The 15091-nt window shown below is 67.0% G+C and carries 13 protein-coding genes; 12 read left to right on the top strand and 1 reads right to left on the bottom strand.

Annotated elements, in window-relative coordinates:
• Nucleotides 1-38 precede the first annotated feature (38 nt).
• Together YM304_RS07095 and YM304_RS07100 are read left to right on the top strand one after the other, a co-directional pair.
• Complete coding sequence (locus YM304_RS07095) at nt 39-608, top strand: LOG family protein (protein WP_015440976.1); 570 nt, start codon at nt 39-41, stop codon at nt 606-608.
• A gap of 33 nt (nt 609-641) precedes the next feature.
• Nucleotides 642-2426, top strand: coding sequence for an alpha/beta hydrolase (locus YM304_RS07100; RefSeq protein ID WP_051071346.1), 1785 nt, complete (start codon nt 642-644; stop codon nt 2424-2426).
• A 138-nt stretch (nt 2427-2564) separates the two neighbouring features.
• Here the strand turns inward: YM304_RS07100 and YM304_RS24650 are convergent, their stop codons facing one another.
• Complete coding sequence (locus tag YM304_RS24650; protein WP_154723345.1) at nt 2565-2891, bottom strand: hypothetical protein; 327 nt, start codon at nt 2889-2891, stop codon at nt 2565-2567.
• Between the two features lie 259 nt (nt 2892-3150).
• Here YM304_RS24650 and YM304_RS07110 point away from each other — a divergent pair, with 259 nt between their 5' ends.
• The 10 genes from YM304_RS07110 (at nt 3151) to YM304_RS07155 (ending at nt 15056) form a co-directional block, all read left to right on the top strand.
• A complete protein-coding gene (locus YM304_RS07110; RefSeq protein WP_015440979.1) occupies nt 3151-5763 on the top strand; it encodes a ribonucleoside-diphosphate reductase subunit alpha in 2613 nt (870 codons plus the stop codon).
• 47 nt (nt 5764-5810) lie between these two features.
• Nucleotides 5811-6848: a ribonucleotide-diphosphate reductase subunit beta gene (locus YM304_RS07115; protein ID WP_051071563.1), complete on the top strand. Its 1038-nt coding sequence runs from the start codon at nt 5811-5813 to the stop codon at nt 6846-6848.
• A 144-nt stretch (nt 6849-6992) separates the two neighbouring features.
• The gene (locus tag YM304_RS07120; RefSeq protein ID WP_015440981.1) at nt 6993-7892 is read left to right on the top strand and encodes a hydroxymethylglutaryl-CoA lyase; all 900 of its coding nucleotides are present in this window, start codon (nt 6993-6995) and stop codon (nt 7890-7892) included.
• 75 nt (nt 7893-7967) lie between these two features.
• Nucleotides 7968-8936 carry an ArsA family ATPase gene (locus YM304_RS07125; protein WP_015440982.1) on the top strand — a complete coding sequence of 323 codons (969 nt, stop codon included), beginning with the start codon at nt 7968-7970 and terminating at the stop codon, nt 8934-8936.
• Nucleotides 8933-10078, top strand: a complete 1146-nt coding sequence (locus YM304_RS07130) for an ArsA family ATPase (RefSeq protein WP_015440983.1) — start codon at nt 8933-8935, stop codon at nt 10076-10078. Before YM304_RS07125 ends, YM304_RS07130 begins: the two co-directional genes overlap by 4 nt.
• 1 nt (nt 10079) lies before the next feature.
• Nucleotides 10080-11081 (top strand): serine hydrolase domain-containing protein, encoded by a 1002-nt coding sequence (locus tag YM304_RS07135; RefSeq protein WP_015440984.1) that lies wholly within the window; start codon nt 10080-10082, stop codon nt 11079-11081.
• Between the two features lie 106 nt (nt 11082-11187).
• Nucleotides 11188-12450: a lysylphosphatidylglycerol synthase transmembrane domain-containing protein gene (locus YM304_RS07140; protein WP_154723346.1), complete on the top strand. Its 1263-nt coding sequence runs from the start codon at nt 11188-11190 to the stop codon at nt 12448-12450.
• Nucleotides 12451-12517: 67 nt separating this feature from the next.
• Nucleotides 12518-13042 (top strand): MaoC family dehydratase, encoded by a 525-nt coding sequence (locus YM304_RS07145; RefSeq protein WP_015440986.1) that lies wholly within the window; start codon nt 12518-12520, stop codon nt 13040-13042.
• A 12-nt stretch (nt 13043-13054) separates the two neighbouring features.
• A complete protein-coding gene (locus tag YM304_RS07150; RefSeq protein WP_015440987.1) occupies nt 13055-13930 on the top strand; it encodes an HhH-GPD family protein in 876 nt (291 codons plus the stop codon).
• A 61-nt stretch (nt 13931-13991) separates the two neighbouring features.
• On the top strand, nt 13992-15056 hold the full coding sequence (locus YM304_RS07155; RefSeq protein ID WP_015440988.1) for an HpcH/HpaI aldolase/citrate lyase family protein: 1065 nt from the start codon (nt 13992-13994) through the stop codon (nt 15054-15056).
• Nucleotides 15057-15091 lie beyond the last annotated feature (35 nt).

Genomic DNA, 15091 nt, shown 5'->3' on the forward strand with positions numbered 1-15091 from the left:
GCGAGTGATATCTGGCTCTCCCTGGCACCATGTGACTCATGGCAAACATCACGGTCTTCTGCGGGTCGAGTTCGGGCGGCGACGGGGCCTTCCGCCAGATGGCGGAGCGCCTGGGCACCGAGATCGCGAATGCCCGACACCGGCTCGTGTACGGCGGCGGGCACGTCGGTCTGATGGGGGCGGTCGCCGACGGTGTGCTGAGCGCCGGCGGAGAGGTCACGGGTGTGATCACCGAACAGTTGAAGTCGTTGGAGGTCGCGCACTCGACGCTCAGCCTGCTCGAGGTCGAGGCGACGATGCACACCCGCAAGGCCCGCATGGCGGAGTTGGCCGACGGCGTCATCGTGTTGCCCGGCGGCTTCGGGACCCTCGACGAGACGTTCGAGATCCTCACGTGGAACCAGCTCGGCATCGTCTCGTTGCCGGTGGTGTTCCTCGACGTCGACGGGTACTTCGAGTCGTTGTTCGACTTCGTCGGTCGCGTGGTCGACGCCGGGTTCATGAAGCCCGAGCACGGCGGACTCGCGCAGCGCACCGTCGATCCGGCCGCAGCGGTCGCGCTCGCCACTTCGCCGCCGACCGCCTACTCGCCGAAGTGGGTCGACTGACCGACGGCGCCCGGCCTGGTTAGCGTCGTGCCCATGAAACACCTCTCTGTGGTCGTCGCCATGGCGATCGTCGTCGCGTCGTGCAGCGGTTCCGACTCGGCCTCGCCCGACGTGGCGAACTCCGACGAGTCGGTCTCCGACACCGTGACGGTCTCCGACACCGCGCCGGTCTCCGGCTCCGTGCCGACCGAGACGGACGGCGACGCGTCGGCGCTCGACTGGGGGCCGTGCGACACACCCAACCCGCTGGTCGAGACCGAGTGCGCCACGCTCGTCGTGCCACTCGACCACGCCGACCCCGACGGGGAGCAGATCGAGATCGCCGTGTCGCGCGCCGACACGGCCGGCGATGCCGAGCAGATCGGTTCGATCGTGTTCAACCCGGGCGGTCCCGGCGGCTCGGGCGTCGACTTCTTGCTGCAGGCGGCAGCGATCATGCCGACCGAGGTGTCGTCGGCGTTCGACCTGGTCGGCTTCGACCCGCGAGGTGTGGGGGCGAGCACGGCGGTCGAGTGCGACGTCGAGGTCGACGACAGCGTGGTGCTGATCGCCGAGGTAGACATGGCGGCCGTCGACGAGCTGTTCGCGACGCAAGCTGCCGACCTCGCGAGCTGCACCGAGCAGACCATGGCACTCGCCCCGCACCTCGGCACGCTCAACGCAGCCCGCGACCTCGACCTCCTGCGCGCTGCGCTCGGCGACGACGGACTCACCTACGTCGGGTACTCGTACGGCACTCGCCTCGGCGCGGTGTACGCCGAACTGTTCCCCGACAACGTCCGGGCGCTCGTGCTCGACGCCGCGGTCAAACCGTCCACCGATCCGCAGGAGCTGGCACTCGGTCAGGCCGCCGGGTTCGACCAGGCGCTGCGCAACTTCGCCGCGGCCTGCGACGCCGACACCGACTGCCTGCTGCACGACGTCGGCCCGACCCTCGAGGTGCTCGACGGCCTGCGCTCCGAGATCGCCGAGGTCGGCTCGTTCCCGGTCGACGATCCCGATCGGATGCTCACCGCCGGCGAGTTCGACCTCGCCGTCATCGCGTCGCTGTACAGCAAAGACACGTGGCCGTTCCTCGCGCAGGGACTGTTCACCGCCGAGGCCGAACAGGACGGCACCATCCTGCAGGTACTCGCCGACGCCTACTCGGGTCGGCGACCCGACGGCACCTACGACAACTCGCAGGTGGCGAACACGTTCATCAACTGTGCCGACGACGCCGACCGGATCGATCGGGACGCGATCGTGGCCGGGGCCGCCGAGGTCGCCGCGCAGTCGGAGTTCTTCGCCGATGCGCTTCGTGCGTCGACGGGATGTCTCGGATTCCCCGAGTCGGCCGAGCCGCTCGCGCTCGGGTCGGCCGACGGTGCCGCACCGATCCTGGTGATCGGCAACACGGGTGACCCGGCGACGCCGTACGAGTGGTCGGTCGAGTTGGCCGAGGTGCTGTCGTCGGCCACGTTGTACACGGTCGAGGCCGAGGGCCACACGGCCTACGGCACGATCGAGTGTGTCGAGGCCGACGTCACCGCATATCTCGTCGATCTGGTGGTTCCCGACGACGGCTCGTCGTGTTCCGACAACGCCGACGCCGACTTCTTCGTGCCGATGGCGGAGTCGGAGGTGGGGTTGGTGATCTCGCTGTTCGACTGTCTGCGAGACAACGGGGCCGACGTTCCCGAGATCTCGACGGCCGACGTGCTCGCCGACCCGGCGGGGGAGTTGTTGGCCGAGAGCCTCGACCCGACCGACCCGGCGTTCGCCGCAGCCGCCCTCGCCTGCACCGACGTCCTCCTCGAGCTGCAAGGTTCGCTCTAAACATCACGGTTCGTCCACAGTCGGCGCGGGTTGTCCACAGGACGCGCACAGCTGGTCACCGCGCAATTCACATGGTTGCGGCACTAGCGCCCCACAGGGTGGGTCGTTCACGATGGGGTCATGCCCGCCGACACCAACTCACCCCGGAACAGCGCTTCCCGGCCGGTGGCGCGCCGTCAGACGTTCGGCGTGACCGGTTTTCGTCGTCGTCAGCACGGCAGCGTGCAACAGTTCGATCGGTGTGAGCTCGAGCGATCCGGATGGCGCACGACGCTCGACTACCAGGAGAATCACGTCCGGGGTCGCGACGGCCGGCTCGAACAGCTCCACGTCGTGTGGCGGGCCGAGGCCGAGCGTGTCGGCCGCGACGGGGTCACCCAGGTGGTCGCAGCGAGCGGTTCGACCCTCGCAAAGGCGTGGTCGCGGCTGCGTGCCGAGGCCGATCTGGCCGAGGTGCGGATGCATCGCGACGGTCCGATGATGCGGCGAGCGCCGCGCCGAAATGGTCTCGCGAGGCTGTGACCTGCTCTTTCGCGAAGGTCGAAAAAATATCGCCCGAAAGTCGACAGATAGGCTTGCGCGCGTCGAATGACGCTGCTGTAATTACTCCTCCGTCATCACAGCATGTGGTGTCGGCACGGGGGAAACGACCGAAGCGAACACCAGATGTGGTGGTTGGGGCCAGATGGTTCGAACTGTTGCTCAGGGCACATGTGCGCAGTGGATGTCGAGTCTCGACACCACGTCTGCACGACACAACGAAGAAGAAGCACGAGGAGTGACAGTGACACTGATCGAAGACGGAATCGAACCCGGAACGCCCGCAGCGCCGACCCTGACCGATGCGGCACGTACGCCGGTCAACGACGGGTCGGTCGACGCAGGCCCGACCGGAATGCGTGTCACCAAGCGCAACGGCGGTGTCGAACCGGTCGACCTGAACAAGATCGTCAACGCCATCGCCCGTGCCTCCGAAGGGCTGCTCGGTGTCGACCCGATGCGTGTGGCCACCCGCACCATCTCGGCGCTCGCCGACGGTGCCACCACCCGTGAGCTCGACGAACTCTCGATCCGCACGGCGGCAGGGCTCATCGTCGACGAGCCGAACTACTCGAAGCTCGCGTCGCGGCTGCTCGCCACGATCATCGACAAAGAGGTCCGCAACCAGAACATCCCGTGGTTCTCCGAGTCGGTCAAGGTCGGCTACGACGAAGGCATCGTGTCGCAGGAGGTGTACGACTTCGTCGAAGCGAACGCTCCCGAACTCAACGCCGCCATCAACTCCGACCGCGACCGTCACTTCGAGTTCTTCGGTCTCCGCACGGTGTACGACCGCTACCTCCTGCGTCACCCGGAGCGACGCGACGTCATCGAGACGCCGCAGTACTTCTTCCTGCGCGTCGCCTGCGGCCTCGTGGCCGGCAACGACCGCGGCGAGTTCACCGGCGACGTCACCGAAGCGGTGAAGTTCTACGACCTCATGTCGTCGCTGGCGTACCTGCCGTCGAGCCCGACGCTGTTCAACTCCGGCACCACGCACAGCCAGATGTCGAGCTGCTACCTGCTCGACTCGCCGCCCGACAGCCTCGAAGGCATCTACAAGCGCTACACCGACATCGCCAAGCTGTCGAAGTTCGCCGGCGGCATCGGTGTCGCCTGGCACCGCATCCGTTCGAAGGGCAGCCTCATCACGGGCACCAACGGCCTCTCCAACGGCATCGTGCCGTGGCTGCGCACGCTCGACTCGTCGGTCGCCGCCGTCAACCAGGGCGGGCGCCGCAAGGGTGCCGCCTGTGTGTACCTCGAGTCGTGGCACGCCGACATCGAAGACTTTCTCGAACTGCGCGACAACACCGGCGACCACGCTCGCCGTACCCACAACCTCAACATCGCCAACTGGGTCCCCGACCTCTTCATGGAGCGCGTCGAGAAGGACTGGCAGTGGAGCCTGTTCGATCCGAAGAAGGTCCCGCAGCTCACCGATCTGTACGGCGACGACTTCCGTCGTGAGTACGAGAAGGCCGAGACCGACGGGCTCTTCGAGAAGCAGATCCCGGCCCGCCAGCTCTACAGCCGCATGATGCGCACGCTCGCGCAGACCGGCAACGGCTGGATGACCTTCAAGGACGCGTCGAACACCAAGTGCAATCAGACCGGTTCGACGAACGACGACGGTTCGCCCCGTGTCGTGCACCTCTCGAACCTCTGCACCGAGATCCTCGAGGTCACCGACCAGGACAACACGGCGGTCTGCAACCTGGGCTCGCTCAACCTCGGCTCGTACGTCGACACCAACGCGCAGGGCGACACCGTGTTCGACTTCGCCCGTCTCGGGCGGGTCGTGCGCCAGGTCGTGCCGTTCCTCGACCGGGTCATCGACATCAACTACTACCCGACGCCCGAAGCCGAGTTCTCGAACAACAAGTGGCGCCCGGTTGGCCTCGGCCTCATGGGTCTGCAAGACGTCTTCTTCAAGAAGGGCTTGGCGTTCGACTCCAACGAAGCCAAGGCGCTCAGCGAGCAGATCTCGGCACACATCTACTTCCACGCACTGTGGGCGTCGACCGAACTCGCCGAAGTCAGCGGCCCGCACGAAGCCTTCGATGGCACTCGTGCGGCCAAGGGTGAGCTGCAGTTCGACATGTGGATGCGCGACGGCAAGACCGTCAACGTCCCGACCGATCTCGACTGGGCCGAGCTGCGTGGTCGCATCTCCGAACACGGTCTGCGCAACTCGCTGCTCATCGCCATTGCGCCGACCGCCACGATCGCGTCGATCGCCGGTTGCTACGAGTGCATCGAGCCGCAGGTGTCGAACCTGTTCAAGCGTGAGACGCTCTCCGGCGAGTTCATGCAGATCAACCGCTACCTCGTGCGTGAACTCCAGGCACGAGGCCTGTGGGACGAGAAGATGATCTCCGACATCAAGAAGGCCGAAGGCTCGATCCAGGGCGTCGACCGTATCCCGGCCGAACTGCAGGAGATCTACCGCACCGCGTGGGAGATCCCGCAGCGTCAGCTGATCGACATGGCCGCCGACCGTGGCGCCTTCATCGACCAGAGCCAGTCGCTCAACCTCTTCATGGAGACCCCGACGATCGGCAAGCTGTCGTCGATGTACCTGCATGCGTGGAAGGCCGGTCTCAAGACCACCTACTACCTGCGCAGCCGTGCGGCCACCAAGATCAACAAGAGCACGACCGGCGGAGCTGCACCGACGCCGACGGCACCCACCGATGGCGGTGCTCCCGCCCCGACCGAGAAGAAGACGTTCACCGACGACGAGGCGATCGCCTGCTCGTTGGAGAACCCCGAAGCATGTGAGGCCTGCGACTGATGGCATTGATCGACCCGATCACCCCCGACGAGTACATCCCGGAGAACATGTCCACCACCGTTCCGGTGGGCAACGCACGACCGAAGCACATTCTCGACCCGGGCTTCGACCTGACGCTGCGGCCCATGCGCTACCCGCAGTTCTTCGACATGTACCGCGATGCGATCAAGAACACGTGGACCGTCGACGAGATCGACTTCTCCGACGACCTCGTCGACCTCGACCGCAAGCTGATGCCGGCCGAGAAGCACCTCGTGTCACGACTGGTGGCGTTCTTCGCGACCGGTGACTCGATCGTGGCGAACAACCTGGTGCTCAACCTGTACCAGCACATCAACGCTCCCGAAGCTCGGATGTACCTGTCTCGCCAGCTGTACGAAGAGGCGTTGCACGTCCAGTTCTACTTGACGCTGCTCGACAACTACATCCCCGACATGAAAGAGCGCGAAGCTGCGTTCGCCGCGGTCGAGAACATCCCGTCGATCAAGGCCAAGGCCGAGTTCTGCTTCAAGTGGATGGACGAGGTGCATCATCTCGACGCCATCACCACGCAGGAGGAACGTCGCAAGTTCCTGATGAACCTCATCTGCTTCGCGACGTGCATCGAAGGCCTGTTCTTCTTCGCGGCGTTCGCGTACGTCTACTTCCTGCGTTCGAAGGGTCTGCTCAACGGTCTCGCCGACGGCACCAACTGGGTGTTCCGCGACGAGTCGTGCCACATGAACTTCGCACTCGAAGTCGTCAACACCGTGCGGGCCGAAGAGCCCGAACTGTTCGACGATCGCCTCGAAGCCGACATCCGCGAGATGTTGCGTGACGCCGTCGACTGCGAGTACCAGTTCGCTGCCGACGTCCTCGGCGAAGGCGTGCCGGGCATGAGCCTGCCCGACACTCGCGAGTACCTCCAGTACGTCGCCGACACCCGTCTGCACCTCCTCGGTTACGCCTCGGAGTTCGGGTCGAAGAACCCGTTCAGCTTCATGGAACTCCAAGACGTGCAGGGCCTGTCGAACTTCTTCGAACGCACCGTGTCGAGCTACCAGACCGGTATCGAAGGCGACGTCAGCTTCGACGAAGACTTCTAGGCTTCGGGCGCTCGGAGGCCGGTCGCTTCGCTCCCTTCCTCGCTTGCGCTCGCCTTCGGCTCGACCCTTCGGTGGCAGGCCGTTGGTTGGAGCGCTCCGCTTGCTTGGTTCTCGCTGATCATTTGACTGGGGCAGACTGTCGCCATGACGTTTCCTCGTTCTGTGCTGCTTCGGGATGTTTCGCTCAGAGATGGGTTGCAGGACGAGGCTCCGGTTTCGACTGAGGTGAAGTTGGCGTTGTTCGAGGCGCTGGTGGCGGCGGGCATCCGTGAGCTCGAGCTCACGAGTTTCGTGCGGCCGGATCGGGTGCCGGCGATGGCTGACGCCGACGCGCTGTGCGCGGCGACCGACGGCGCCGACGTGATCCGGTGGGGGCTCGTACTCAACCGACGCGGCGCCGAACGGGCGCTCGCCGCTGGCCTCACCCATCTGCAGTACGTCATCTCGGTCAGCGACACCCACAGCCGGCACAACGCCGGCGCCGGCACCGACGACGCGATCGCTGCGTTCGAAGCCGCTGCAGTCCCGGCCATCGATGCCGGCGCCACGGTCGAGATGACACTGTCGACGGCGTTCGGCTGCCCGTACGAGCAGCGCATCGACCCGGCTCGCGTCGTCGACGTCGCCCGTCGTGTCGCCGCCGCCGGCGCCACCTCGATCGGACTCGCCGACACCATCGGCGTGGCCGTTCCGACCGAGGTCGCAGCGCTCACGCAGGCCGTGGCCGACGCCGTCGGCGACGACGCCTCGATCGGCGCGCACCTCCACGACACGCGTGGGCTCGCCATCGCCAACGGACTCGCCGCGCTCGAACACGGTGCCACACGCCTCGATGCAGCGGTCGGCGGACTCGGCGGTTGCCCGTTCGCTCCCGGTGCGAGTGGCAACGTGGCCATCGAAGACCTCGCTCACGGCCTCGACGGCATGGGCATCGACACCGGACTCTCGATCGACCGACTGGTCGACGCAGCCCGCTTGGCCTGCGACGCCGTCGGCCGTCCGGTCGCGAGCGCGGTGGGCATCGCCGGCCCACGGTTCGCCTGACCCGGTGCGCCCACGGCCGGGCCCGACCGTCGGGGTGACCGCAGATCGAGGCCCACGTCGCTACGGTGAGCACCGATGAGCGACTCGGGGACGGATTGGTTGACGGCGGCCCGGGTCATGGTGGTCGCCGGCAAGGGCGGCGTCGGATCGTCGACCGTGGCGGCAGCCGCTGCGTGGGCAGCGGCTCGCGACGGCGCCGACGTCATGTTCATCTCGGTCGACGGGAGACCCGGCATGGGCACGCTGCTCGGCGGACGCGAGATCAACGACCGAGAGCAGACCCTGCAACGCTTCGACGGCGGCGGCAAGATCCGAGCCCGCACGATCCCCGCCGACCAGGCGTTCGGCGACTACCTCGAACTCAAAGGCGTCGGCGGGCTCCTTCGTCGTGCGGCCTCGGCCGCATCGCTCCCGATGATCGCCGCGGCCACCCCCGGCCTCGAACACCTGCTCGTGCTCGGAAAGATCAAGGAGATCGAACGCAACCGTGAGGCAGACCTCGTCGTCGTCGACGCCCCACCCGCCGGCCACGCGGCACCGTTCCTGCGGTCGGCGTCGGGGCTCTCCGACGTGGTCAAATCCGGTCCGGTCCTCGACCAGGCGCGAGAGGTGTCGGAGATGCTCGCCGACGTCGAACGTTGTCGAGCCCTGCTCGTCGCGCTCCCCGAAGAGACACCGATCACCGAACTGATCGAACTCGCCCGCGACCTCGGCGACGACCTCGGCCTGGCGCTGCACCCGCTCGTCGTCAACGGTTGCTGGCCCGACCGACCCGGCCTCGCCAAGTCGCCGGCGATGGCAGCGCGGACGCACAAGCTCAAACTGTCGGGCGACGCGAAGCGAGCGCTCGAGTCGGCTGCGGCGTTCGGCCGAAGTCGGCTCGAACAGCAACACGAGCAACTCGATCGGCTGCGGGCAGCTCGCGACGAACCGGTCATCACGCTGCCTCGGCTGCCGACGCCGACCCTCGGCCTCGACGAGATCGTCGAGTTGGCCGATGCGCTGATCGACCCGGTCAATCTCACGACGGAGACGGCGAAATGAGCAAGCGATCGAGCACCGCAGCCGAACTCACCGTCGCCGGTGCCATCGCCCGCTCCGAGCTGATTCTCACCTGCGGACCCGGTGGGGTGGGCAAGACCACCACCGCCGCAGCGCTGGGCGTGGCCGCAGCTCGCGCCGGTCGACGCACGGTGGTGGTCACCGTCGACCCGGCTCGCCGGCTCGCCGACGCCCTCGGGCTCGAAGCCGGGGCAGCTGCCGACGAGCCACACAAGGTCGCCGGGGTCACCAAGCGATCGACCGACGGCGAACTCTTCGCGCTGATGCTCGACGCCGAGCAGACCTTCGACCGGCTCGTCCGCGACCAGGCGGGCAGCCGCAAACAAGCCGACGCCATCCTCAACAACCCCGTCTACCAGGCGATTTCCGGGTCGTTGTCGGGCGCGCAGGAGTACATGGCGATCGAACGGCTGCATCAGTTGCACACCAGTGGCGACTGGGATCTCGTCATCGTCGACACGCCGCCGTCGCGTCACGCGATCGACCTGCTCGACGCACCCGATCGACTCGTCGGATTCCTCAGCCATCCGGTGTATCGCGCGCTCACGGTCGGTCAGCGCACGTTCGCCAAGATCACCGATGCGGCATCGTCGATGTTTCTCTGGGCGGTCAAACGCCTCGCCGGGCCGCAGATCGTCGAAGACACCGTGCAGTTCTTCCGCTCGCTCGCGAACATCGAAGGTGGCCTGCGCGACCGAGCCAAGGAGGTGTCGAAGCTGCTGCGTTCCGACGCGACCGCGTTCATCGTCGTGTCGAGTCCGCGGTCCGAAGCTGTCGGTGAGGCCGAACACCTCCTCGACGCCATCGACGAGAAGCACTTCCCGCTGGCCGGCGTGGTCGTCAACCTGATCCATCCGCTACCCGAACCGCTCGGCGAGGCCGTCGAAGCCGAACTCGCCGACATGGGCGAAGGGCCACTGGTCGACCACCTCGAGTGGCACCGCGAACTGACCAGACTCGCGGAGGCCGAACGATCTCAGATCGCCGAGCTCGAACGGCTCAGCGGACATGCCGAACTGATCGAACTGCCACTGCTCGACGTCGACATCCACGACATTCCCGGACTCGTCGGCCTGAGCGATCGGCTCGTCGACCCCGCCGACCGCCGAGGAGAGGCGCACTGACATGCCGGTCCCGACCGACGAACTGCTGGAGGAGTTGTTCCACCGTCCGAGCGAACAGGGCGTGTCACTCGCGCTCGTCGCCACCCGCCACGGCGCGATCGTCGCCGAGCGGTACGGCGTGCAACCGAGCAACGAGTTCCAGGAAGCGCAGACGATCTCGGCATCGTCGACGCTGCTGTCGTGGAGCATGGCGAAGTCGATCACACACGCAGCCGTCGGCGTCCTCGTCGGCGACGGCGTCCTCGACGTCGACGCTCCCGCCGCCGTGCCGTCGTGGGCCGGCACCGACAAGGAACAGATCACGCTGAACCATCTGCTCGAGATGCGTCCGGGGCTCGCGTTCGTGGAGGACTACGTCGACGGCGAGACCTCGAACTGCATCGAGATGCTGTTCTCCGGTACGGCGCCGAGCTTCGCACAGTACGCGGCCGATCTGCCGCTCACCTCCACCCCGGGCACCGTGTTCAACTACTCGTCGGGCACGACCAACATCGTGTCGCGCATCGTCGGCGACGTCGTGTGTCGTCGCGCCGGGCTCGCCGTCGACGCGGCTCCATCGGAGCGCGAGCGCGCGGTGACCGACTTCCTGCACGAGCGGGTGTTCGCGCCGGCCGGCATGACCTCGGCGATTCCGAAGTTCGACGAGGTCGGCGACTTCGTCGGCTCGTCGTACGTGTACGCCACGGCTCGCGACTTCACCCGCTTCGGCGAGTTGTACGCCCGTGACGGCGTGAGTGTCGACGGCCGACGGGTGCTGCCCACCGGCTGGGTCGACCACGCCAGCGAGTGGACTGCCCACGACGACTCTGGCCTCGACTACGGCCGCCACTGGTGGCTGTGGCCGGCGTTTCCCGGCAGCTACGCGTGCCACGGGTACGAAGGGCAGTACGTCGTGGTCGTCCCCCAATCCCAGCTCGTCGTGACGCACCTCGGCAAGACCGACACCGCACACGCCCCGGGTCTGCGGATGCGACTGGCGCGCATCATCGACTCCTTGCTCTGACTCGGCCGTTCGCGTCCGGTTTCGGTCGCTCGCCGTCACCGGGCCGGCACTCCGCGCGACGACCCGATGGCGTTGGGAAGGTGCACGAACTTGCTAGGAAGTAGGAGTGAGCACGACCCCAGAAGGGGATGACTTCGACGCCACCTACGAGATGGCACGCGATGAGTTCCCGACGGGGGAACTCCCGGTGCTCCCGCGCGTCACGCCGGCGGTCAAGCCACGGATCCGGCCGGTTCGTTTCGGCATCAAGATGGCGGTCTTCGCGCTCGTCGTCTACTACTCGATCGCGCTGCTTCCGAAGTTCCGAGAAGCGGCGAGCGAACTCACCGACCTCAACCCGGTGCTGATCGGCGTCGGCTTCGCGCTCGAACTCGTCGCGCTGTTCTTCTACTCCCTGCTCACTCGCGCAGCGCTCGGCGAGGCCGCCGACCCGCTCTCGCCGATGCGCATGTTCCGCATCCAGCTGAGCACCAAGGCGCTGACCAACGTCGTGCCCGGTGGCAACGCAGCCGGCTCCGCGCTCGGGTACCGGTTGCTCACGCTGTCGGGGATCCGTGGCCCCGACGCGGGCTTCGCACTCGCCACCGCCGGCATCGGGTCGGCGGTGGTGCTCAACCTCGTGTTCTGGCTCGGACTGATCGTGTCGGTCCCGCGCCGCGGCGTGAACCCGGTCTACGGGTCGGCCGCGCTGATGGGCATCATCGTCATCGGTATCGCCGCTTTTCTGGTCGTCGGGATCATGGAAGGGCAGGGGCGTGCGGAGAAGTTCGTGCGGTGGATCGCGCGCAAGATGCGAACCGACGAAGACAAGATGGCCAACGCGCTGCGACAGATCGGCACGCGTCTCGAAGAGCTCATGAGCGACCCGGCGCTCCTGCGTCGCGTCGTGTTCTTCGCGTTGGCCAACTGGCTGGTCGACGCGGCAGCGCTGTGGGTGTTCATCCGTGCGTTCGGCGGCAGTCTCGACATCGACGCGTTGATCGTGGCGTTCGGGCTCGGCAATCTCCTCGCAGCGATTCCGATCACGCCGGGCGGACTCGGCTACGTCGACGCCGTGTACGTCGTGACGCTGGTCGGTTTCGGCCTCACCGAGAACGTCGCAACGCTCGGCTTCGCGGCGTACCGGTTCGCGCAGTTCTTCTTCCCGATCTTCCTCGGCGCCATCGCGTACGCCACGCTCAGGATCGGTCCGTGGAAGATCGAGAAGCGTGATCGGCTGGCGCGCCTCCGAGAGCTCGCCCGCGACGGCTCGAACACCGGCGAGTCGAAGATCGACTTCGCGTTGCGATTCGGCCGTCGCGTCACCGAACCCCCCGACGAGCCGGTCGCCGACGCCGCCGAGATGGGCCACGGGGCCGACGAGGCCTGACCGGGAGCGAGTCGCACCTCCACGACGGGTTGGTAGCGGTGCAGGCGTCGCGGATACGTTGCGATCCATGACGACGCATGAGCGCCCGTTCGGGCGATACCTCGAAGACTTCACGCCCGGCGACATCCTCCGGCACTGGCCCGGCAAGACGATCACCGAGTACGACGATCATCTGTTCTGCATGATCACGATGAACCACCATCCGTTGCACACCAACGACTGGTTCGCCGCCGAGTCGGTGCAAGGCCGCAACGTGGTCGTCGGCAACCTCGTCTACTCGCTCGTGCTCGGCATGAGCGTCCCCGACGTGTCGGGTGCGGCGATCGCCAACCTCGAGATCGAGACCCTGCAGCACAAGTTCCCCACGTTCCACGGCGACACCATCCACGCCGAGACGCGCGTGCTCGAGGTGAAGGAGTCGAAGTCGAAGCCCGACCGCGGCATCGTCACCGTCGAGACCAAGGGCTTCAACCAGGACGGCAAAGAGGTGTGCTACTTCAAGCGCAAGGTGCTCATCTGGAAGAAGGATGCCGCACCCGACCGGAAGCGCCCATACGACGGCGTCGAGGTGTGGAGCGACGAATCGTCGTGAGTCGACGGCCCGATGCCCGCACCGCGGCCTGACGACGTTCCGAACGGGGTCACGGCCGACGAGCCGCCGTTCGACTCGGGCGCGGTGCTGGCATGGGGCATCCCCCGTCTGCGAGAACTGCCGTGGCGGGCCGAGCGCGATCCGTGGCGGATCCTCGTCGCGGAGGTGATGTTGCAGCAGACCCAAGCGGAGCGTGTGATCCCGAAGTGGCTCGCGTTCCTCGACGCGTACCCGACGCCGTCGGTGTGCGCCGACGCCTCCGTCGGCGACCTGCTCCGGCTCTGGCAGGGGCTCGGGTATCCGCGTCGAGCGCGCAACCTGCATCGCACGGCCCAGCAGGTGGTCGAGGAACACGACGGGCGGCTTCCCGACGATCTCGACGACCTGTTGGCGTTGCCCGGCATCGGCCCGTACACGGCGCGAGCGGTGCTCGCGTTCGCGTTCGAGCGTGACGTCGCCGTCGTCGACACCAACATCGCGCGCATCCTCGCGCGCAGTACGGGGGAGCGGTTGACGCCGAAACGAGCGCAGGCTGCGGCCGACGCGCTCGTCCCGGCAGGCGACGGGTGGATCTGGAACCAGGTCCTGATGGACCTCGGCGCGATGGTCTGCCGTCCGACGCCGTCGTGCGGTGACTGTCCGATTTCAGCGGAGTGCGCATGGCAGCAGGCCGGGAAGCCGAGCCCCGACCCGGCGGTCGGATCCGCAGGCGTCAGCACCAAGCAGGCCCGCTTCGAAGGGAGCGACCGCCAGGCTCGCGGCCGCGTGCTGGCCTCGCTCGCCGCCGGGCCACGACCGACCGACGCCTTCGACGAGCGCATCGTGCACGGCCTGCTCGCCGACGGACTGGTCGAGACGGTCGGTGACCGACTCCGGCTGCCGCACTGAGTTCGCGCTTCGAGCCCGCCGATTACCTCTCGGTCGTCACTTCGCTCTAGCGTTTCATCCGATGCGTCCAGCAAAAGACTTCTTCCGTCCACTCGCCGTCGGTGCGCCCGAACCCATCAGGGAGGTGCCCTTCCCACCGAGCCGGATGATCCACTTCTTCCCGGCCGCCAACGAGAAGATGCGCTCGAAGGTGCCGGCGATCGCGCCGACCGTCGACATCCTGCTCGCCAACCTCGAAGACGGCGTGCCCGCCGATCAGAAGGAAGCAGCGCGAGCCGGACTCGTCGAGGTGGCGCAGACCGTCGACTTCGGTCAGACGCAGTTCTGGACGCGAGTCAACAGCCTCGATTCGCCCTGGGCGCTCGACGACATCACCGCCGCCGTCCTCGAATGCGGTGAAGCGCTCGACGTCATCATGATCCCGAAGGTCGAGGGTCCCGAAGACATCCACTACGTCGACCGACTGCTGGCGCAACTCGAAGCCAAGTCGGGTCGCACGCGGCCGCTACTCGTGCACGCGATCTTGGAGACGGCTCGCGGCGTCGCCAACGTGGAGGAGATCTGTGCGGCGTCTCCGCGCATGCAGGGGCTCTCGCTGGGGCCTGCCGATCTCGCGGCCAACCGCCGCATGAAGACCACCCGCGTCGGCGGCGGTCACCCGGGCTACCTGGTGCGAGAAGACCCGCCCGTCGGCGACGACGGCGAGACGGTGATCGACGCGACCCGCGCGACGCACCAACAGGACCTGTGGCACTACACGATCGCTCGGATGGTCGACGCCTGCGTCACGCACGGCATCCTCCCGTTCTACGGACCGTTCGGCGACATCAAGGACACGGTCGCGTGTGAAGACCAGTTCCGCAACGCGTACCTGCTCGGCTGTGTCGGCGCCTGGAGCCTGCACCCGGTGCAGATCGACGTCGCCAAGAAGGTCTTCAGCCCCGATCCCGCCGATGTCGCACACGCACAGCGCGTGATCGAGGCGATGGGCGACGGCACGGGCGCGCTGATGCTCGACGGCAAGATGGAAGACGACGCGTCGGTCAAGCAGTGTCACGTCGTGGTCGAACTCGCCAAGCGTCTCAGCGAACGCGACCCCGAACTCGCCGCCACCTACGGCTTCTGAACGCCCCGCCCCCTGTTCGCACGATCACACGAAAG

Origin of the sequence: Ilumatobacter coccineus YM16-304, from assembly GCF_000348785.1 — a bacterium.
In the GTDB taxonomy this organism is placed as follows: domain Bacteria; phylum Actinomycetota; class Acidimicrobiia; order Acidimicrobiales; family Ilumatobacteraceae; genus Ilumatobacter_A; species Ilumatobacter_A coccineus.

What these genes read in the sequence shown, in the direction of transcription:
- YM304_RS07145 (WP_015440986.1), top strand. Translation starts at nt 12,518, where the DNA reads ATGACGACGCATGAGCGCCCGTTCGGGCGATACCTCGAAGACTTCACG.
- YM304_RS07150 (WP_015440987.1), top strand. Translation starts at nt 13,055, where the DNA reads ATGCCCGCACCGCGGCCTGACGACGTTCCGAACGGGGTCACGGCCGAC.
- YM304_RS07135 (WP_015440984.1), top strand. Translation starts at nt 10,080, where the DNA reads ATGCCGGTCCCGACCGACGAACTGCTGGAGGAGTTGTTCCACCGTCCG.
- YM304_RS07125 (WP_015440982.1), top strand. Translation starts at nt 7,968, where the DNA reads ATGAGCGACTCGGGGACGGATTGGTTGACGGCGGCCCGGGTCATGGTG.
- YM304_RS07095 (WP_015440976.1), top strand. Translation starts at nt 39, where the DNA reads ATGGCAAACATCACGGTCTTCTGCGGGTCGAGTTCGGGCGGCGACGGG.
- YM304_RS07100 (WP_051071346.1), top strand. Translation starts at nt 642, where the DNA reads ATGAAACACCTCTCTGTGGTCGTCGCCATGGCGATCGTCGTCGCGTCG.
- YM304_RS07155 (WP_015440988.1), top strand. Translation starts at nt 13,992, where the DNA reads ATGCGTCCAGCAAAAGACTTCTTCCGTCCACTCGCCGTCGGTGCGCCC.
- YM304_RS07115 (WP_051071563.1), top strand. Translation starts at nt 5,811, where the DNA reads ATGTCCACCACCGTTCCGGTGGGCAACGCACGACCGAAGCACATTCTC.
- YM304_RS07110 (WP_015440979.1), top strand. Translation starts at nt 3,151, where the DNA reads ATGTCGAGTCTCGACACCACGTCTGCACGACACAACGAAGAAGAAGCA.
- YM304_RS07120 (WP_015440981.1), top strand. Translation starts at nt 6,993, where the DNA reads ATGACGTTTCCTCGTTCTGTGCTGCTTCGGGATGTTTCGCTCAGAGAT.
- YM304_RS07130 (WP_015440983.1), top strand. Translation starts at nt 8,933, where the DNA reads ATGAGCAAGCGATCGAGCACCGCAGCCGAACTCACCGTCGCCGGTGCC.
- YM304_RS24650 (WP_154723345.1), bottom strand. Translation starts at nt 2,891, where the DNA reads ATGCATCCGCACCTCGGCCAGATCGGCCTCGGCACGCAGCCGCGACCA.